15 protein-coding genes, 1 tRNA gene and 1 pseudogene are annotated in these 20,172 nt (G+C 36.7%); 6 read left to right on the top strand and 11 right to left on the bottom strand.

The features are described 5' to 3' along the window. Positions 1-314: 314 nt before the first annotated feature. The 3 genes from ureG to ureE all read right to left on the bottom strand — a co-directional run bounded on the left by ureG (position 315) and on the right by ureE (position 2,276). A complete protein-coding gene (gene ureG, locus BC008_RS32290; protein ID WP_027844931.1) occupies positions 315-911 on the bottom strand; it encodes an urease accessory protein UreG in 597 nt (198 codons plus the stop codon). Between the two features lie 227 nt (positions 912-1,138). Next, a complete protein-coding gene (locus BC008_RS32285) occupies positions 1,139-1,855 on the bottom strand; it encodes an urease accessory protein UreF (protein WP_235595968.1) in 717 nt (238 codons plus the stop codon). Further along, entirely contained in the window at positions 1,827-2,276 is a 450-nt protein-coding gene (ureE, locus tag BC008_RS32280) for an urease accessory protein UreE (RefSeq protein ID WP_027846934.1), read from the bottom strand. Before ureE ends, BC008_RS32285 begins: the two co-directional genes overlap by 29 nt. A gap of 116 nt (positions 2,277-2,392) precedes the next feature. Here ureE and BC008_RS32275 point away from each other — a divergent pair, with 116 nt between their 5' ends. Beyond that, positions 2,393-2,770 (top strand): DUF4870 domain-containing protein, encoded by a 378-nt coding sequence (locus tag BC008_RS32275; RefSeq protein WP_058184210.1) that lies wholly within the window; start codon positions 2,393-2,395, stop codon positions 2,768-2,770. Positions 2,771-3,293: 523 nt separating this feature from the next. On the opposite strand, the gene BC008_RS32270 is transcribed toward BC008_RS32275, so the two are convergent. The 4 genes from BC008_RS32270 to BC008_RS32255 all read right to left on the bottom strand — a co-directional run bounded on the left by BC008_RS32270 (position 3,294) and on the right by BC008_RS32255 (position 8,625). After that, complete coding sequence (locus tag BC008_RS32270) at positions 3,294-5,270, bottom strand: NACHT domain-containing protein (protein ID WP_058184209.1); 1,977 nt, start codon at positions 5,268-5,270, stop codon at positions 3,294-3,296. A gap of 190 nt (positions 5,271-5,460) precedes the next feature. Continuing rightward, positions 5,461-6,402 carry a hypothetical protein gene (locus BC008_RS32265; protein ID WP_058184208.1) on the bottom strand — a complete coding sequence of 314 codons (942 nt, stop codon included), beginning with the start codon at positions 6,400-6,402 and terminating at the stop codon, positions 5,461-5,463. A gap of 274 nt (positions 6,403-6,676) precedes the next feature. After that, on the bottom strand, positions 6,677-8,005 hold the full coding sequence (locus BC008_RS32260) for a DUF4350 domain-containing protein (RefSeq protein WP_058184207.1): 1,329 nt from the start codon (positions 8,003-8,005) through the stop codon (positions 6,677-6,679). Further along, positions 8,005-8,625, bottom strand: a complete 621-nt coding sequence (locus BC008_RS32255; protein ID WP_027845923.1) for a DUF4129 domain-containing protein — start codon at positions 8,623-8,625, stop codon at positions 8,005-8,007. Before BC008_RS32255 ends, BC008_RS32260 begins: the two co-directional genes overlap by 1 nt. Before the next feature lie 401 nt (positions 8,626-9,026). On the opposite strand from BC008_RS32255, the gene BC008_RS32250 reads away from it, so the two are divergent. Beyond that, on the top strand, positions 9,027-9,515 hold the full coding sequence (locus tag BC008_RS32250; protein WP_027845922.1) for an NADAR family protein: 489 nt from the start codon (positions 9,027-9,029) through the stop codon (positions 9,513-9,515). Positions 9,516-9,600: 85 nt separating this feature from the next. Here BC008_RS32250 and BC008_RS32245 read toward each other — a convergent pair whose 3' ends face one another. The 3 genes and pseudogenes from BC008_RS32245 to BC008_RS32235 form a co-directional block, all read right to left on the bottom strand. Next, positions 9,601-11,187, bottom strand: a complete 1,587-nt coding sequence (locus BC008_RS32245; RefSeq protein WP_027845921.1) for a hypothetical protein — start codon at positions 11,185-11,187, stop codon at positions 9,601-9,603. 662 nt (positions 11,188-11,849) lie between these two features. Further along, a pseudogene (locus BC008_RS32240) lies at positions 11,850-13,403 on the bottom strand (AAA family ATPase). Positions 13,404-13,869: 466 nt separating this feature from the next. Further along, on the bottom strand, positions 13,870-15,555 hold the full coding sequence (locus BC008_RS32235; protein WP_027844632.1) for an NAD(P)H-quinone oxidoreductase subunit 4: 1,686 nt from the start codon (positions 15,553-15,555) through the stop codon (positions 13,870-13,872). Between the two features lie 440 nt (positions 15,556-15,995). Here BC008_RS32235 and BC008_RS32230 point away from each other — a divergent pair, with 440 nt between their 5' ends. Then, positions 15,996-16,490 carry a thiol-disulfide oxidoreductase DCC family protein gene (locus tag BC008_RS32230; RefSeq protein ID WP_027844633.1) on the top strand — a complete coding sequence of 165 codons (495 nt, stop codon included), beginning with the start codon at positions 15,996-15,998 and terminating at the stop codon, positions 16,488-16,490. Between the two features lie 28 nt (positions 16,491-16,518). Here BC008_RS32230 and BC008_RS32225 read toward each other — a convergent pair whose 3' ends face one another. Then, the gene (locus BC008_RS32225; protein WP_058184206.1) at positions 16,519-17,235 is read right to left on the bottom strand and encodes a J domain-containing protein; all 717 of its coding nucleotides are present in this window, start codon (positions 17,233-17,235) and stop codon (positions 16,519-16,521) included. Positions 17,236-17,276: 41 nt separating this feature from the next. Between BC008_RS32225 and BC008_RS32220 the strand changes: the two genes are divergently transcribed. From BC008_RS32220 to BC008_RS32210, 3 genes are all read left to right on the top strand, one after another. After that, complete coding sequence (locus tag BC008_RS32220; protein ID WP_027844634.1) at positions 17,277-18,437, top strand: tocopherol cyclase family protein; 1,161 nt, start codon at positions 17,277-17,279, stop codon at positions 18,435-18,437. 45 nt (positions 18,438-18,482) lie between these two features. Beyond that, positions 18,483-18,556 (top strand) — tRNA-Arg (locus BC008_RS32215). A 497-nt stretch (positions 18,557-19,053) separates the two neighbouring features. Continuing rightward, entirely contained in the window at positions 19,054-19,569 is a 516-nt protein-coding gene (locus BC008_RS32210) for a YdcF family protein (protein WP_058184205.1), read from the top strand. Positions 19,570-20,172 lie beyond the last annotated feature (603 nt).

Genomic DNA, 20,172 nt, shown 5'->3' with positions numbered 1-20,172 from the left:
CTACAGTTAAAGATTAATTGTGACTATTGCTTAGAATAGCTGATAAGGCTAATTTATGAAGCCGAAAATAACTGTATTAGCCATTTTGTAACCTCTTTGCTAATTTTTAAAATGGAAGTAAGTAGAAAATTAGAGACGGATAAATAGAAAAATATTTTAATAATTAGTCAGAATTAGGATAATCGCGGTCAAAACACACAATAACCTCTGCCCTGCAAGCCTCTCAGGTATTAAGTAATCCATTGTATAAATTTCTGACAATAATTACGAATTACAATGGTATTTCGCCGTTAAAGTACTACTTGAATTAGTGATTAGCAAAGACTATCAGAGATGAATTTAACTACCTGTGAGAGTCCATCTTGAGTTTTTAAGTTAGTAAATACAAAAGGTTTGTTACCCCGCATCCTTAGTGTATCCGTCTCCATGACTTTGAGATCTGCACCCACATAAGGAGCTAAATCAGTTTTATTGATAACCAACAAATCTGACTTAGTAATTCCTGGACCACCCTTACGAGGGATTTTATCCCCAGCAGCAACATCAATCACGTAAATTGTTAAATCTACTAATTCTGGACTGAAAGTTGCAGCTAAATTATCGCCACCACTTTCCAAAAACACTAAATCTAGATCGGTAAAGCGTACTTCTAAATCTTCAATAGCAGCTAAATTCATTGAAGCATCTTCACGGATAGCTGTATGGGGACAACCACCAGTTTCCACTCCCAATATGCGTTCTCGATCTAAAGCTTGAGAACGAACTAGAAATTGTGCGTCTTCTTGAGTGTAAATATCGTTGGTTACGACAGCCAAATTATGGGACTGACGCATTGTTTTGCATAAAGCATCAACTAGGGCTGTTTTCCCAGAACCAACGGGTCCAGCGACTCCAACTCGAAATGCATTCATGATCGGTTGTCAGTTATCAGTTATCAGTTACCAGTTGTCAGTTAATATGCTGTCGCGCACCCTATAGCTATAGCTGCGCTACCTACGGATCCGCTAACAGTTACCAGTTTATGGCTAACGCCACGCCCTTACGGGCTACAGTTAAAAGGGAACAGGAAATAAGGAACAGGAAAAGTTACCTGCTCATTACCAATTACCAATTACCAATTACCAATTACCAATTACTATTAACTCCTAAACAGCCTACTATACTGCGTTTCGTGCGTCATGCTTGCTAAAGATAAGCCCAAGCTGCAACAAGAAAGTTCGTCATCTTCCAACTCTATAACTGTTTTAATTGTTTCTATTAATAAGGGTTGAAATTCCACTAATAATTGCTGTCCGGTTGTTTGTCCTAGGGGGATAAGTTTTATTCCTGCAGCAATTAAATTAGTTAACCAACTTTGAAGGTAACCCAACAAGACTGCTTGTATTTGAATTTGCCAAAATGCTGCTGCGACCCCAAAGGCGATCGCATAATTACAAGGTTCTCCCACAGCTTCAATTAATGGTTTAACCTGGGGCTGAAGTTTACTCATCAGTTGAGAAAGACTTCGTCCCATTTGCCAACTAGAATTACGTAATTCCTCAGTTTCTCTTGCTGCTGATAGCCATACATTCCAATCATATAATGCTTGGCAATCTCCTGCACTTGCACATTTGTAACTTCTTACAACAATAGCTGTTTCTAAACGAATTGCACCGTATTTTAATTCTGCAGTCAACCACTGCTTAAGACTATCGCGATCGTGAATTGTGTTGACTTCAACTAAAGTTTCCAAACCTTCAGAATAACTGTATGCTCCGACAGGTAAAGTTGGGCTAGCTAACTGTAAAAGACGTAATAAATTATTATTATTAAATGTGTACTCATCCTCAGTGCGCATGCCGTAATTGGTGTTCATAAGCACCTTTTTGTGGTTGAAATGGGACGGTTTCTTTTTTGATTTTCAAGTTCAATGTCTCCAGCATTTTACGCAATACTGGGTCCGGTGACAATCTCAAATAATTTGTAGTGATTTCTAAAGGAACATGACGGTTACCTAAATGGTAAGCTGCTCTAATTAAATCAATGTTTTGCTCGGCATATACAGTCAAAACTTCTTCTGGTTTAGCTATAATTTTTGCTAAATATTTTTTAGTATCATCTACGAGAATATCACTATCTTGCAGTACAGTTCCTCTAGGTAAACGCAAACATACAATTTCCCCTTCTTCAGTAGCGAAACGATGACGCGATCGAGTACGCTCTTCTGCACAGAGATTTAGTGTAAAGTTAATAACTGCCTCTGAGCTAAATTGCTGAATTTTGTTAAAGGTTAACATTTTCTTGAGTACGGCAAACTCCAATATTCAACTTAAGTATCTGCCCGTTAAAATTGCAATTAGGAGAGCAAGTTAATAAAAAATAGACCATAGAAAATAGACTAAGGAGTTCCTGAATGCAAGAAATTACCTATAATCGCGATAAACGTCGATTGTTATCTTGTTTGTGTCACGCAGCAATCTTTTTTAGCACGGCGTTTTTGTCATTCGCTGTACCATTTGGAATCAATATTATTTCTGACGATCCGGTTGTTCGAAGTAACGCCAAAGAATCGATGAATTTTCACCTCAATGTTTGGTTTTGGGCGACTGTAATTGGCGTACCGGTGGGTGTTATATCTTGGCTTACTTTTGGGTTAGGTGGAATTTTATTTTTCCCCTTACTGGCTCTCGGTTTTTTACTTCACTGGGGATTAACAATTTGGGCTTTGTTAAGTTGTTTGGGTAATCCTGACGAACCTTTCCACTATCCGTTTATTTTCCGTATATTTTAAGTTTTGTATCGTCGCATGCCAAGGGGAATTCCAAATAAGGAGATATACCATTATTTAGGGTATAAATTGGTTGAATTATATATTTTTGGGCGCACGTTGGTGCGTCCCTACAGCTAAGGGTTATGGTATAAATTATTGTTTGGAAATCCCTAATTATTTTTCTAATTATTTAATTGTCTAATACTTTAAGAAAGTGTATTTATAAATCAAAAATAAAATAATTGTAGGGTGCTGTTAGGTGCAAAAATAAATCTTGGATTTATGAGATAATCTCCAATTGCACCGTAATGCACCGTTGCGATTAAAAGTCATATACAAGGATTTATAGTGGTTTTCGGTTGAGTGCATGACACTTTGTAGAGACGTTGCATGCAACGTCTCTACAGAATAGGAATATAAAATGTATTTGATTCAAATGGAAAACGCTATATATACGCAAGAGAATGTTTTTTGGTCGCCTTTATCGCCACACATTAACGCACCGCCATATAATATTAATAAACTATAAATTTAATTTCTTTATCTATTTTAGTGAACTTGTAGAAATAGGCATATCGGCGAAATGATCGAGTAGTAAACGGTGAATGAAGCGATAGCTACCACCTACTTTTTGGATGATACGACGTTCTGCAGCACGGTCGAGGAATTGGGCATAATTCCAAGGGATGTAATCATTGTGCCAAAGTACTAAGCGGAGGGAAAAGTGTTTTATGCAGGCTAGTCCACCTCCATAGAAAAATACTAAAAATACTACAAGGAATTGAGATAATTTCAAAATAAAATCTATATTATCAACTCTAATAAACTGGGATAATGATGATTTTAACCAAACCTGTACAAAAGTAAAAATTGAGCTACATAAAACTGTGAAAATAAGCGTATTTTTAGCAGAAGTCCAAATACCTTGATTGGGAAAAGATTTATTTAAAATCTCATCTTTTAGCCCGAAAATCAGCCCGAAAATTAGCCCGAAAATCAGCCCGAAAATTGGCACAAAAATCAGCCCGTAAATCGGTCCTAAAATCAGCCCACAAATCAGTCCGTAAATCAACCCGACAATCAGCCCGTCAATCAAATTTTTGATATATTGTTTTCGTTTTTCAGGTTTAAAAGAAAATCTTATTTCCTCTACTGTTTCAATCTTAATCAGTCCGTAATTCAGCCCGTAACTCAGCCCGAAAATCAGCCCGAAAATCAGCCCGAAAATCAGCCCGAAAATCAGCCCGACAATCAGCCCGACAATCAGCCCGAAAATCAGCCCGACAATGAGTCTGTGAAAAAATTTTTGCCTACTACTTAGTAGCCAATCAGGCTGAATATTTTCAATTAAAAATTCCGTCTGCGTTTCTTTCAAGCGGTTAGCTAAAAACTTCAAAAAGTGAATTGTTTTTCTACGCTGTGGCTCCTCTTGATTCACAGGATTTAACTCAAACCTGCGCTCAATATAAGAATCAAATAATTCTTCCTTTGTGTGTATTGCTTGTCCTTGATAAGCAACAACCATCATTGACAATAACAAAGGAGTTTTTGCTAACTCCAAAAACTCAGCATTATTTTCTATACTGTGCCACAAATCTCCTCGGTCAAATACTTCTAAATAATTTTGAATTTGTTTATTGCTCAACGGTTGCAAACAGACAGCACCATGCAACTCCGCAAGTTGTTCCTCCCCTGCAATATATTCTTCTTCTCGACAGCAAACTACCAAATCCCGCTTCGCATCTTCACTTAAATATTTATTGATTGCTCGAATACATTTTCTCTGTTTTTCTAAACCCAATTCATCCAAACCATCCAATAACGGTAAAACTTCACCCCGTTCTAACCAAAATCGACTTATCCCCGGTGTAAGATTATATTCTTCCTTGAGTTGAATAATTAACCAACCTAAAAAATTTACACTATCATCGCGCCAAGCTGAAAGTTCAAAAATTATCGGTATAGGTTCGCTGTGATTATTTTTTGCTCGCTCGAGTAATTCTTCAGCTAAATCTAGTAGGGTTGTGGTTTTTCCGCTTCCTGGTTTTCCTAAAATTAATAAACGTCCACCAATATCATCCCGTCGCAATACATCTATTATTTTGTCGAGTACCTTCACCTTCGGCTGACTTATGGTGTTGTTAACCGATACTGTATACAAAGTCTGAAGCGGTTTCCGAGCAACTTGCTGCGGTTGTTCCTCCCGTCTCAAATCGAGCATTAGCAAGTCATGTAAAGAATCACGCAACCTTTGTTTGACTTTTGTACCTTCTGCTTCGAGTAATCTGGGACGAATTGTGGGGTCAATATCTGCAGGTGCATCTTCCGGTTGTTGTTGTGCTTGCTGATATGCAACTAAAGCAGTCAATATAGTGAAGATAAATACAGCAGCAAACAGTATTTCGGTTTTGTGAGGAAAATTAGGAATGTTAGGTAATTGATTGATTAAATAGCCAATGACCGTAGCCGCGATCGCACCAAATATAAATAAAAATAAAGGATTTCTAAGCAGCTTTTTCATAGAGGAGACTCAAGGATAAGGCTTAGTGTAGATTAATTGCTAGCACATTGATATATTACTACTCCACGAATTAAGTATTTTTCGGTAAATCCCAAAAACGTAGAGACGTTGCAGAGGCTAACGCCGACGCCGCAGGCTCTGCAACGTCTCTACAGGGAACTATGATTTTGGCTAATAATTAATATCAATTTCAAGTTTGTTTTAGTTTGTCATATGCTGACTTTAATAACTGTTCCGCTTCTTTATAAGCAGTAGTTCCCGCACTTATCGTTTTCAATTGATTGATTACACCTTGAATTTGAGCCTTAAATTGTTGAGGATTCGACCCAGAATTTGCAATTAAATTTTGAATTTGTCTGTGAGCTTGCTGTAGTTTTTGTTGAGCTTCAATTTCCAACTTTTGGCGAGTTTTAATCGTACCTAAATTTGTCTGGTATGTTGCTAGTAAATTTTGTGCTTCACTGTAACTCGGTTCTCTAACTTGAATTTTTTCCAGTTTTTCAATTGCTTTTTGCCATAATTTAGCGATTTCTCCCCAAGTTTCAGCCCTATGAGGTGGGTTTTGTGATGCTTTAGCCGCTGCGATCGCAAATCCTTTTGCTGCTTTAATATAATTACCACCATTAGAATTAGCAAGTGTTTTTGTTTTTACTTGGTAAATCGCTGACAGTTTTTGTGCTTCCAAATAGCGGGGATTATCTGTAGGTACTTTATTCAAATGTGTGACAGCTTGTTTTAATAACTCTGCAGCAACTTGAGGTTGTGTAGCTGTAATTTTTTCCGCTTCGGTATTAAATTCTTCAGCAGCACTGATAAAGGAAGAAACCACAGCATTTTGAAATTCTTGTTGATAGACTTTGAGCTTAGCTTTTGCTGTTTTTCCTGCTAGGGTTTGTTGAGGTATTAAATTTAACTGATTAATTGATATTTGCCATGCAGCGATCGCTTGTTCTCGATCTGAAATATTTTTTGCTTGTTGATATTGTTTTTTTGCTTCTTTAATACTTTCCTCCACTGCTTTGAGTGGTTTTAAAGCGTTTGTATCTTGAAATGCGATCGCTTCTAACCGTGCTGCGCGTTCTCGCGCAACTTTAAACTCATCAAAAGTAAATTTCCAAACACAGCCAAACATGGTGCAATATGTCTGGGGATAATACCCTAAAAACCAGACAGGAAGATTATTTAAATGCTTTTAGGCTTGTTTATTAAGGCGGTACATTTGAACACCTGGTATCTTATATTTTAAGTTTTCCCAGGAGTCAGAGGTTAGGAGTAATGTTAGCGGCTAGCGGTAGCGTACCGTAGGTATTGCGGGGCGCGACAGCGCACAGTAATGACGTAGAGACGTAGCATGCTACGTCTCTACAGGTGTAATGAGTAAGGAGTAAAGAGTAAATAATTAAGAGTTAAGGAGTTATAAAGCTTTTTTCCTTTCCCTGTTCCCTTTTCCCTGTTCCTTTTTCAGACAAAACTTGTTTGATTTGCTCCCAATTATTTAACCAATCTATTAATTCTTTATCTTTAATTGAACGCTTTTGAGAGTCTTGAGAACTTTGAGAATATTGAGAATAAATCTGTAAAATCTTACTTAGCTGAGTGTCAGAGGTTCCTGTATGATTTCGCCAAGCTTTTAGTAATTCTTCACGATCTATTTGAGAATTTACATCACTGCGACTGGTAACTAATCCCAACTTTTTTTGTAGCTGAATTAGTTCTTGTTTACCGACCATTTCTACAACAAAATTAGCAGATTCAGCTTTTTGTAGTACTCCTGCTAAAGCTTGGATATAAGCTTCACTATTATCAACAACAGGTTTATCTAAAAAAATAGCTTTTCCTAGCCGACGATTCTGAGCAAATACCAATACTAAAAGTAAAACTCCCGCTTGGATAGATATGGGAAAAACTGGTGTATTTGCTAAATATTCCCATATTTGAGCAGCACCGCTATTTTTCTTAGTTTCATTTTGTTTACTATCTCTATAACCGTGAATATATTCATCTACAAATAGCTTATGACCTTTTTGATTTACTAATTCCGCTAAATATTGATAATTACTTTGATAATCTTGATAAGCATTAGCAGCTAAATAAGGAGTAGTAGAATAAATAATTTTTCCTTTACCAAATTTCTGTTCCCAAACTATAGCCCCAAAGCGATCGCCTAGAGATATTTGTACTTTTTCCTTAGGTTTTTGACTGGTAGGTTTTCTTCCCTCAGATTGATAACGTCTGGTAGTTTCGATTTTGATCTCACCCTGAGAAGATTTCTGAAAGGTAGAAAAATTTGCACTGGTGGGAGGTTGACGAACGCCAAGGACAATTAAAGTATTACCAGCTTCAACCCATTTTCGTTCCAAGTCATTGGGTTCTGATGGTACTACAGCACCATAAATTTGTAATAAAGTAGTTGGAATTTCTTTTAATGTTAGACTTTCTGAATTTAAATCTTCTGAATTTAAATCTTCTGACTTTAAATTTTCTATTTTTAAACTTTTTTGCTTTGGTTGATTTACTTTATTTTGCTTTAATTGTGCAAAAGGTTTTTGCCAGCGTTGAATATTAATTCCTTGCTGTTGCATATAAGCATACCAAGCACCATAACCATCAGGAGAGCGACTATAGGTTGAACCTTGACGGATTTTGTTCGCTGAAGGAGCGCTAAACAAAGTCAAAATAACGATCGCAAGAATGACAATTCCTCCAAACCAAGCAAGGCGATTTGAACGTTTCATTAATCTTCAATTTCCCGATATGCTTGCTGACATTGTTGGTAATTTTCCGCTTGAATTTCTGCATTATTGAAACATAATTGCTCATGAGTCGTAATTAAAGTTTCATAGGGTTGCATCGGAGTGACAGACAATTGTAGTAACTGTAAATATTCTCCATCGGTGCGACTAGATTTATGACGTAAAATTTTCTTTTCATGCAATTTTTGTAGCATTGCAACATACAAACAGCGACAAGCTTCCGAGTAATTTCCCTGACGATACAAACTTTGCGATCGCGAAATTAATGATTCTACAGATAAATCCGGGGTAGATTTTTCTCCATTTTGTTCGGGTGAAAAACGCTCATCAGCTAACCAAGCATAAATATAAGGGCTAAACTCTCGCCATAAACGCCAAATGACCCAAATGAAAAATAAGCCCAAAATAATCCAATATAAAATACCGAGAAAATCTACAAAGTTTTTACTAATCGACCAATTAGGTGACCAATTAGGTAAAGTGCGATCAAAGCGCTGTAATTGATACTGAATCCATTCTCCTATTTGTTTTTGCCACTGCGAAAGAACCCAGCCCCAATTACTTTTTTCATAGCCACTTATTTCATAGTTGCTTGCAAACATACGGTTTTAGAGGATATTTACTATGAAGACTCCTCAGTCCATGGTATGGTAATTGCTTCTCTTCACCTATGACCAATGAGCTATTACCCATTATCAAATATCTGAAGTTTGATATAAATTATTACATCTTTACAAAAATTATCTATTATTATATTTAATAACTAAAATGTTAATAGATTGAAAAGTAACCGTTTAACTGGTGGTTTTTGCGATAAGAAAAAATAGATGTACGATAGCGGTGATGATGTAAAAATCTTTATATTTAAAATCTTGAATCTAAAATCTTGAATTTACAACCTTGAATCTCAAATCTCGAACTTAAAACCCTTAATTTTTATCTCCCGAAACTTTGCGACTGTCTGCAAAATCTTAGAAATCGATTCATAACAAACACATTTTACATGGCTATTTATTTTTACAAAGTTTGGCAACCTTACGGCTGTTTTTCCAACTTTTCGGAACATGCAATCTTCATTCAAGGTGCTTACTGGTCAACGGTGGAACACTACTACCAAGCACAAAAATTTGTTGACACTGAGTATGAAGCTGTAATACCAGTAATTCATAAAGTAGGTACCCCAGAAGAAGCAGCAAGTTTAGGACGTTGTTCGACACGTAAACCACATCCGGAGTGGGACATACGCAAAACCGAAGTCATGCGAAAAGCTGTCTTGACCAAATTTATTACCCATGCCGATATCAGGGATATATTGTTAAGTACCGGAGATCGATTATTAGTGGAAGATTCCGCTAGGGATTATTTTTGGGGATGTGGTGCGGATAGAAGCGGACAAAATCATCTTGGTAAAATCCTGATGAGTGTCAGGGAAGAAATTCGTAATTTACTACCTTTGTCTATAGGAGTCAGAAATATATCCAATAAACCCTAGTTGTAAAGCATTGGAAATTGTAGGTAGGTAGTAGATTGCTGAAGTGAGTGAATATAGGGAACACAAATAGACAAGCAAAAGGATACTAGCGGGGGTAATTATTTCTTCTGTTCTTTGTATTAAGTAGGAGTCTCTTAATAACTTTAAATCTTGAAATAGTTTTAATCTTTGTCAACTCCCATTTCTGATTTACAAACTTCCATATGTGAGGTGTTGTCCAAATAAGTATTGCTACAAAGGAGCCGAATAATAAACTGTAAAAAATAGATAAGAAAAAGGGATGAATATAGTATGAAGTTATTAGAGGTAATTTCTCTTCATCTATTAGATCGTAACTGGATGCAAAAATTTCTCCGGCTGCAATACCACTACCTATGGCTAGAATTGTGATTTGCTGTTTATATTGGCTTTTTGCTTCACGTTTTTGTCGCTGAATTTCTAGTTCTGTTTGTTCAATTGCAATTTGACCTCTGACTGATGCGATTGCACTATCTGTTAGTGTAGAACTGTATACAAAATATTTCAGTTTCGCTGCGGTATTTTCTAGAAAGTCTTTACAGTTTTTATCAATAAAAGTTTTCAGAAAATTAATGTCTTTATCGCTGAAATTTTCTGTATTTTTCTCTAACTCCGTAAGCTTATCATGATAAAGTTTAGAGTTATCTTTAACAACTGAACTGGACTCAAATTCATACATGCAACCAATTTTTCTGCCATACTCTCTTGCCATTTTTGGAAGCTTAGTAAGCTTATTTTTAAAATAGAATAATTCTTCTTCTGTCGGATTAATATTATTTTTATGAGAATGCAAACTGTCAATCTGATCGTTAATTTCTTTAAGGTCTTTTGCGATTAAATTTTCTTGACGGCGAATTTCTTTAAAAGCACTTGTTATTCTAGCCCTGTATAAAAATAAGTCTAAAAAATCATTATAATTTTTATAAAATTTTTCTCTTTCCTGTCGATTGTAAAATAACCAAACTAGAATATGTTGATAACGCTCTAAGCTTTTACGTCTAAGACTACCGTATTCAAAAATGGGACTATTAAATAATTGACCTTGTCTATTAAAAGGATAGTGCTTATCGGGAAAGAGAGCCTTAATACATTGTTTAGCAATAATTCTAAGCTCTTTATTTGTTTTATGCTCATCTTGCTCTAAAAGTTGAGCAGTAATTAATAATGTTTGACCTACAAATTGATTGCTGTCATTTGCTTCGTTACCTAAAATTAAAACATTTTCTGGATTTAGAAATCGTAATTGATTTACCTCAACTGTTTGAGTCGCTATTCTTGGATGATTTAAATTAAAATTAATACATAATCCATAGTTTTCATCAATTTGTATGGCATAAACACTACTATTATTAGTATGCAATAAAATTAAGTCTTTATCTTTATTGGGTTGTTCAGGAATAATTTCAGCATTTTCATCAAAAAAAATTGGATGAAAAATATCTTCATCTTGGAAAATTTTAATTAAGTTTGTAGTGTCTGCATCAATATTGATTTGGTGAAAGATATCAAATTTTTGACTTAAAGTTGTTCTAGAAATAATTTCATTACACTTATCCCAAATCCAATTTTTATTAATTATTTTGCGATTATTGACATTTTCTTTAGCAGAAAAAGCAAATAAGTGTATTCTGGGGTCATAAATATATAAACTCATCTTAAAACTCCTAAATATAATTTCTGTTTTCTTTAGAAAATAAGATAATAGTGCCTATCAAAATTAAACACAAAAGTATAGTGATGTAAGTTAATTTATTAACTTACAAGTTATATTATTAGTTATTTTTACTTGCTAAACTTGTTGCATTAAACACTATCACCTGCTCAATTTACTTTTTGAATCAATCAAGTAACAGTTATTTAACATTTTGTTGTGTAGGAGTACAAGTATCCATTGTTACTTTAGTCTTGTCTTATTTTTGTAGAGAAAGTAGATTTCTATTTCAAACAGCCTTCTGAATACTCTATAAGCTTGCTATCAAGTTTAATTATTTTGCTGTATTTCTGCCCCAATAATGGACTTAGTAGTTCTTTTTTTGGAAACACGAAAGTTTTACGATTTATTTCCCCTAAGTGTTACGCACTTCAGCCAATATTTTTGATGACAACATCCAGATTACCGCTTGACTTTCGTGAAGATATCTAAAATTTAACAGGACTTACGCAAAATGAACGTAACTACGTCATTACGAGCGACAGCGACGTAATCGCCAAAATCTATGAGATTGCTTCCCTACACTGCGTTTCGGTCGCAATGACAAATCTATGTCCTGCGGACACGCGATGCTAACGTTGCGTAAGTCCTGTTTAATTTATACTTCACGCCCTAACAACGGTAATAGAACACCCATTTTCACTAATTGCAACTTCAGTACTCAAACGCTCCTCTATGGGTAAAGCCTTCCCACGCAAATCAAAAATCACCAACCAACCAAAATTTACTCCTAACCGCGCCAAATAAGAATCTAACTGTTCCAGACCCGACTCCAACGGATCTCCTTTTTTATCTCGCCAAGTTTTTAGTTCGATTCCTAAAGTAACCTTCCCATATTTCAAGCATAAATCCATGCGATCACACCCAATTGCATATTCCCGTTCTAAGGTTCCATCCCCATTCACAACGCGATGCAAAAATGCCATTAATACTAAATGTGGGGCAATCTCATGCTAAGCAGCACTACCAAGCAACGGTTCGCCATGCTGTCGCCAAAATGCTATAAACGCCTTTAGTAAAGCATCTGTATCCAATTCTCCAGATGGAGTTAACCAACTAGGACTGATGTGAGGTAAAGTATCTTGAGTTCCTTGTACTAACACGCGAGGAATAACTTCTCTGTAAATCGGATTTGCAATTATCAATCCTCCCGCAGGATCTCTTCTTAACAAACCCAAATCCAGCAAATATTGTCGGTCATCTGATGAGGTTACCCCCAATGTTTGTCCTGATAATATCGGTTCAATAATTGTTTTTACCCTTGGTTCTCGTAATTTCTCTGCAAGGGAATCAAGATGAGTATCTTGTCTTTTAATTAAAATTTCCTTGGCTTTATGAATATGCTCCAATGTAATGGCGACATTCGTATCTGTTACCATCTCTTCAACTACTTCTTTAGCCAAAGCATTTACTAACCAAGGCTGTCCCTGAGTCAAATCAAAGGCTGTTTCGATTGCCGACTCTGTAAAAACTTGTCCGGTATCATCAGTGTGTTGTTGGTATAGCTCTCCAACTTCTGTAGCAGTAAAATTCCTCAGGGTTAGGGAGCGGACTTTTATATTAAATGGACTCGCAGTATTTAATCTGTTACTACCCCCACTTGCGACCTTGTAATCTCTGACATCTCGTAAACCAACTAACCCAATTGAAAGTGGAAAATTTTCAGGACGAATAGGGTAACCGTCACGTAGTTGTCGCAAAACTGAAATTAAGGCTTCATCTTGTAAGGAGTCGATTTCATCAATAAATAACACTAAAGGTCTTGGTGATGCTTGTGACCAGTTTCGTAAAGTAGCTTGAATTCGCTGTCCTGAACTCCCTTGTTCTACATTATTAGGAAGGTGTAAATCTGCGGGTAAATATAACTGAGTACGTAATCGCCAAGCACTGAGAATAGCAAGTTCAGCTTCACCTGGGTCATTACTAAAAGGTGCCCCAACTTCTGCAGAAACCATAATAGCAAAATATTTGCCGCTTTCTGTTAGTTGTTTTGCTAGCGCCAACATCGCAGTAGTTTTACCAGTTTGGCGGGGTGCATAAATCACAAAATAACTTTGTTGGTCAATCAAACGCTTTAAATTGGGTAACCGAAGCGTTGGCGGTAACATGTAGTGGATATCAGCTTTACAAGGACCAGCAGTATTGAACCAACGAGCCATAATAGGAATTTCACAACCAAGGGAGATGCATTCAGTTTAGCAATTAGAGAAAAATCTAGATTTAAATAAACATCAATTAAAATACAATACGGTTCAGTTAAGGTTGAACCATGATTATTTTGGGCATGTAGAGACGTTGCATGCAACGTCTCTACCAACCGATTTAGTCTTATCTGAACCGTATTGAATTAAAATAGCGATAAGCACAAAGTGCATGCGCAAAGCGATCGCCTTTCACTCCCGAAAAGCAACCGCTTAGTTTTCAACATCGAAGTTAACTTAGTGTTCCTACTCTCTTCTCTCTTTGTCTTTAACCTGCGTCTGGAACATTTTTTCTAAGTTTCTATTTTGAAGTTTCTGTTTTGAAGCTTATATTTTGAAGTTTATTTTTTTCTGGTTTCACTGTTGTAAATTAAAATTCAGCGAATAACGCAGGTACAAGTAATAAACTAGGATTGCAAACGGGTTAATCTAAAGTCCCCAAAACAGAAGACATTTCAGCTTTAGCAAGTTCCTCTGTCAAAAATCCTTTTGCGTAAACATTAGGATTTCTTTCAGCAACTAAGGTATAAGATTCGCGAACTTGAGTATTTATAGCGACTGTTTTGACGTCATACATCTGCATGACAAACTTAGGATAAAATCCAATACCAATAATCAATGCCAAGAAGCAGGTCGCAATAAACACTTCACGGGTACTAGCATCGCGATAAACAGACTGAGTAGGTAAAAGACAATCCGTACCGAAACATACTGCTCCTTCATCTTCCTTGTTTTCGAGCAAGGCATTGGTAATGTCACAGGTCATTTTCCCTGTACCATAAAATACTTCTCTGAGCATTGAGAGAAGATAAATCGGTGTCAGGATAATTCCTACTGCTGCGAGAAAAACAGTTACAGTACAGAATGTTGAACTATAGATATCACTACTTGTCAAGCCGATAAAGACAGAAAGTTCACCGACAAAGCCACTCATTCCAGGGAGGGCTAAAGACCCCATTGCACCTATAGTAAATAAAGCGAATACTCTTGGCATTGCTAACGCTAGACCGCCCATTTCTTTCATTGCCATTGTATGGGTGCGGTCGTAGGTCACACCAGCTAAGAAGAATAGCACTCCAGCAATCAAACCATGGGAAACCATCTGCAACATTGCTCCATTGATTCCCAAGTCAGTGAAGGATGCAATACCCAGTAGAACAAAACCCATATGGGAAACAGAGGAATATGCTAAACGACGCTTCATATTTGTCTGAGCAAAAGAATTCAACGCGCCGTAGATAATGTTAACTACACCAAGAATTGCTAAAACAGGTGCAAAGTAAATATGTGCGTCGGAAAGAAGCTCTAAGTTAAGGCGAATTAATCCATATCCACCCATTTTGAGGAGTACGCCCGCCAAAATCATTGACACTGGAGTAGAAGCTTCGCCATGAGCATCCGGTAACCATGTATGCAATGGGAAGATAGCTAGTTTGACGCCAAAAGCAATTAATAAACCTGCATACAGCAGTAATTCTAAAGCCAGTGGAAAATCCTTCATCTTCAGAGCAGCCATATCGAAGGTCACATCACCGCCACCATAAAATGCCATTGCGATCGCTGCGACTAAAATAAATATGGAAGCTGCTGCAGTGTAGAGAATAAACTTTGTTGCTGCATAACGACGTCTAGCACCGCCCCAAATACATACCAGTAAGTAAACAGGAACTAGTTCTACTTCCCACATGATGAAAAATAGCAACAAGTCTTGAGCTACAAAGACCCCAATCTGTGCCGCATATAGCACCAACATTAAGAAGTAAAATAAACGGGGTCTACGGTCAACCTGCCAAGCTGAAAACATGGAAAGTGTTGTGACAAAACCTGCCAAAAGCACCAAGGGAACAGATAGACCATCAACCGAAACTGCCCAGTCTATTCCTAATTGTGGAACCCAAGCATAATTTTCTGTTAGTTGGAAAGTCGCACTACTGGAATCGTAATTTTGCCAAAAGGCAACACACATTAAGACAAAATCTGCTATACCTACGCCTAAGGCATACCAACGTACATATTTACCATTCTTATCAGGCAGCAAGGGAATGAGGAGAGCTGCAAGGAGTGGTAACAAGATAATCGCGGTAAGCCAAGGAAATTGTTCCGCTGTCATGTGAATAAGAATAAATACTCATTTTGCTTATGATTTCATCATACTAAAATTTGTAACAATTTATGTATAGATATTTGTCATGGATAATTATAGATATGTTTGGGAGCAATCTATAAGCTATGAGTTACAAGCCTTTGGTAGGTTGCTTGTATTGTGAGTTTTCAAATTAATAGGCTGTAAAACAGTTTAAATACTTGTAAATTGGGTAACTTCTGTTTATATTTCACGAAATCTATCCAAGAGAAGTTCGAAATATGTAGTCTCAATCTCAATATTTCAAAATTAATGGGACAAACAACTAGAATTCACCCCAAAAAACTTGTAACTTAACTATATATTTAGATATTTTTATTTATTTTCCTTAATAATTTGAGACAATTTAATTGTGAGGAATATTTCCTCACTTTTAAAAGCGTGCTGTTTAAGCAGACTGAAAAAATATGTCTTCACCAAATACTGTCATCTATGACTCAGACCAAAACTTGAATCAGTCTTCACCTTCATGGGAAATTAAGCTACTTTACGATGGTCAATGTCCCCTGTGCGTCCGTGAAGTTAACTTTTTACAAAAACGCGATGCTGGGAGAAATTTAGTAGCATTTGTAGATATTGCAGATGATGATTACAACCCAGAGGAAAATGGTGGAGTTGATTTTGAAGCTGCGATGGGACGGATTCATGGAGTATTACCCGACGGTACAGTAATTAAAAATGTGGAAGTCTTTCGCCGCGTTTATGAAGCTTTGGGAATGGGTTGGGTTTATGCAATTACCAAATTACCTATAATTGGTGCAATCGCAAATCTCATTTATGGTATTTGGGCTGAATGGCGACTTGCTCTAACTGGAAGACCGAATTTAGAAACTATTATTCGAAAACGTCAGCAGCGAATCGAGTGTAGCACTGACACCCAGAGACGCTGTCGAACTGATTAATTAAAATTAATTACTCAATTTCCCAGACTTAAAATTTTCCCAAAAAAAATTTTTTCCAAAATGCTTTGAAGTTATCCCATAATCTTTCTAGAAATGATTTCTTTCGATAACGTACTGCTTCCCTCCAGGTCGAGTTTAAATCTGAACTAGAGCTTTTAGTTCGATTAAATTGAAAATTTTCTTCGATCCTAGCAGCTTGATTTAAATCGGCATTAGCTCTATGTTTGTATCCCAACTTATGACAAACAAAAGCACGATATTTATATGCTTCAACATAATGAGCGTTGAGGTGAATTGCTCTAGTAAAATCTGCGATCGCCTCTTCGTATCTGCCCCTATTAGCCTTATCTACTCCTGACTGATAAAAGGTTTGGGCGTTAGAACGATAAACATATACTTTAGTTGTTTTTTTCTCTGTTTGAGGTTCACTTTTTTCTTCTTTACCCGATTGAGTTGTATCTGTTTGAGGTTTAGATTTATCTGTTTGAGATTTATTTGTTTGCTGCTGAGAAGAAAATTTGGGCCGATTGGATGAGTCTGCTTGATAAGATTTGAGTAACTCGTAAGCCTCATTAATAGTTTTAATTTTTTGCTCTGCTTGTTGTTTTTTATCGAGGTCAGAAAAACAGTCAGGATGCCAAATCTTTACTAACTGACGGTAAGCTTGCTTAACCTGGGCGAAAGATGCACCTGGTTCCAATCCCAAGATATAGTAAGCACTTTTTATATCCAGGTGCTTTTTCATATAGGGGAAATAATAATAATCAATCTTGTTAATCTTTTTCTATGATAGTTCCTTTCACAGCTTCCTTATTGTCAACTCAAACACCTCATAGTGGTTATCATTGGGACGGTACTGCTCGCCGATTCTTTGAAGGTTGGTATTACCGCGTTACTTTACCTACAGAGAAGCAAACTTTTGCTTTCATGTACTCCATAGAAGATCCCATTGGCGATCAAGAGCACAGTGGTGGTGGAGCACAAATTCTTGGACCCAATGATGAATATTTAGTACGAACATTTCCTAATGTGAATCAATTTTGGGGAAGTCCTGATGTACTAGCTTTGGGTCACTGGGGAAAAACAGATTTTTACCCGAGCAATACAGGTTTCAGAACTATGGGGTCAAGAAATATTACCTCAAAAAATAATTCTTCAAAACCCTGTTATCTTTCCCCCGAAGAATTTAAAAATCATATCAAAGAAGGATATCAAGCAACAGCAACCTTAAATCAGGGTTTAATTCGCGATCGCAGCACGAATAATTACTGCTACTGGGAGTACGAAATCAAACCAGTGTATGGCTGGGGTAACCAAGGGAATATTCAACAATCAACTGCTGGATGGCTATCATTTTTACAAATATTTGAACCGGGTTGGCAAATTTTGATGGCCCATGGCTTAGCCAGTGGTGTAATAGACTGGAATGGTAAACTCTATGAATTTACTGACGCTCCAGCCTACGGCGAAAAAAATTGGGGTGGTGCTTTTCCTCAAAAATGGTTTTGGCTGAACTGTAATAGTTTTGACAACGAATCCGACTTAGCATTAACAGCAGGTGGTGGAAAACGTGGCGTTTTGTGGTGGATGGAATCTGTCGCCATGATTGGCTTACATTACCAAGGGAAATTCTATGAATTTGTTCCTTGGAATTCCCATGTAACTTGGGATATTCAACCTTGGGGTAAATGGGAAATGAGTGCCAAAAACGACAACTACGAGATAAAGTTAATTGGAACGACTGATTTGCCCGGAACTCCACTACGCGCACCGACACAAGATGGCTTGATATTTTGCTGTCGCGATACCATGCAAGGGAAATTAGGATTAGAATTGCGAGAAATAAATAGTAAAAAAATAAAAACTATCCTGACGGCACGCAGTTCCTTGTGTGGATTAGAAATAGGCGGCGGCTCTTGGAATGACCCATGGTCATCTTCATCTTAAGTGCTATTATATTAAGCGTGATAGTAGTTAAGTGTGATAGTAATTGGGGCTGTAGCTCAGCTGGATAGAGCAACCGCCTCCTAAGCGGTAGGTCGCCGGTTCGAATCTGGCCAGTCCCGTAGTGAAGAAAAATCAAATAAAGTAGTTTTCCAAACTTCATTATGATTCCAATTGTCGATACAATTGGGTACCTCATTCGTGTATTTATTTCGATAATTGTTTGGCGCTCAATTTGATTTAAATTCAATCTTGTAGGGTGCGGTTATTGAAAATCGTTTGAACTTGTGAAATACTCTTGGCAGTTGATATTAGGTAAACTTGAGCTTGTCATTTAAGGCTGAATTTACCGTAATTTTGCTGTTCAAGAATGAAGTTATTAACGCTACTGGATATTTAATATTTCCAGTCAGTGTCTATTTTCTTAGTTTCTACTTTATATAAATCAATTATTGTCAGGGGTTAAACACCTTAGTCAATTAGGCTCATATTTTATATACTTAAGACTATTTGCCGAGCTTTGCTCGCGATCTAAAAACCTTGGATAGGCTGAAGTTATAGAACCTTGAATAAAAAACTTCCTAACGTTCTTTCTTTCCAACTTCCCTTACTTTTCCTCATGTTGCTATCACTATGGGGATACAAAGAGATTCGTAATAATTTGATTCAACCCCAAGCGATTTTAGTATTAGGTGGTTCGACTAGAAAACTAGAACGCGAAAAATTTACCGCTGGCTTTGCTCGTAAATATCCCAATTTACCAATTTTAATTTCTGGCGGAAGTCCCAACGGAGCTACAAAGCAAGTATTTGTTAAAGCTGGAGTTGATGTAAAACGTCTCTATCTGGATCATGAAGCAGTGGATACGGTTAGTAACTTCACAACATTGGTTGACGATCTAGAAAGGCGCGGGATAAGAAGTATCTATTTAATTACCTCTAAATACCATATGGGCCGGGCTAAAGTCATCGGCGAGATTATATTGGGTAGCAGAGGAATTAATTTTAAAGCGGTACCAGTTCCTTCCCGAAAACAGTCCGAACCTGTTGCGACATCAATTCGTGACGGTGCAAGAGCTTTACTCTGGGTTACAACTGGTTACACTGTTACTAAAAAGTCTCTGAAAATCAAATAATGTTATATTAACCTCCGGGGCAGCTATCTATAGGCTTTGCTCACATCAGAAGGTGTGTCGTTCCAAGGATTAATGGTCAGTCAAAATCTATGTAGTGCACAAATTCTCTACACTATTCTTCTGTGCATACACCCCACTATAGCGCTAAGCGCAAGTAAGAAGTAAAAAGCTTGCACATCAAAGCTTTGCCAGATTTACCAATGTCCTAAGATTATTACGTAGTGCTATATATTAGTGCCATATATTAATGTTTAGATTCGTTAGGTGACTTTACGCCGCGCATGGGCGGTCTATTCTTCTCCTAGCTCCTAATTCCTCATGTTTTGGAAAAAACTTTTTTAGCTAACGCTACGCGAACAGCAAGTTTTATTTATTTAAGGTTTCTTGATAAATATTTTGCATCTAATTTTGTGTGTTAATATACATAGTTGACAGTCTATATTACAAAATAATTTTATTTTTATATAAATAATTTACAGTTTTTTTGAGTATTTCTTTTTACATTTACTTAGGTGAGATTAAAATAAAATCATAATCAAAACGAGTTAAAAAACGAATAATAAATTTATGCTACCTAGAGATTTTTCTGAGGTATAAGATTAA

The sequence above is a fragment of the Mastigocoleus testarum BC008 genome (genome assembly GCF_001456025.1).
Lineage (GTDB): Bacteria > Cyanobacteriota > Cyanobacteriia > Cyanobacteriales > Nostocaceae > Mastigocoleus > Mastigocoleus testarum.
This window is presented reverse-complemented; position numbering and strand designations above follow the sequence as displayed.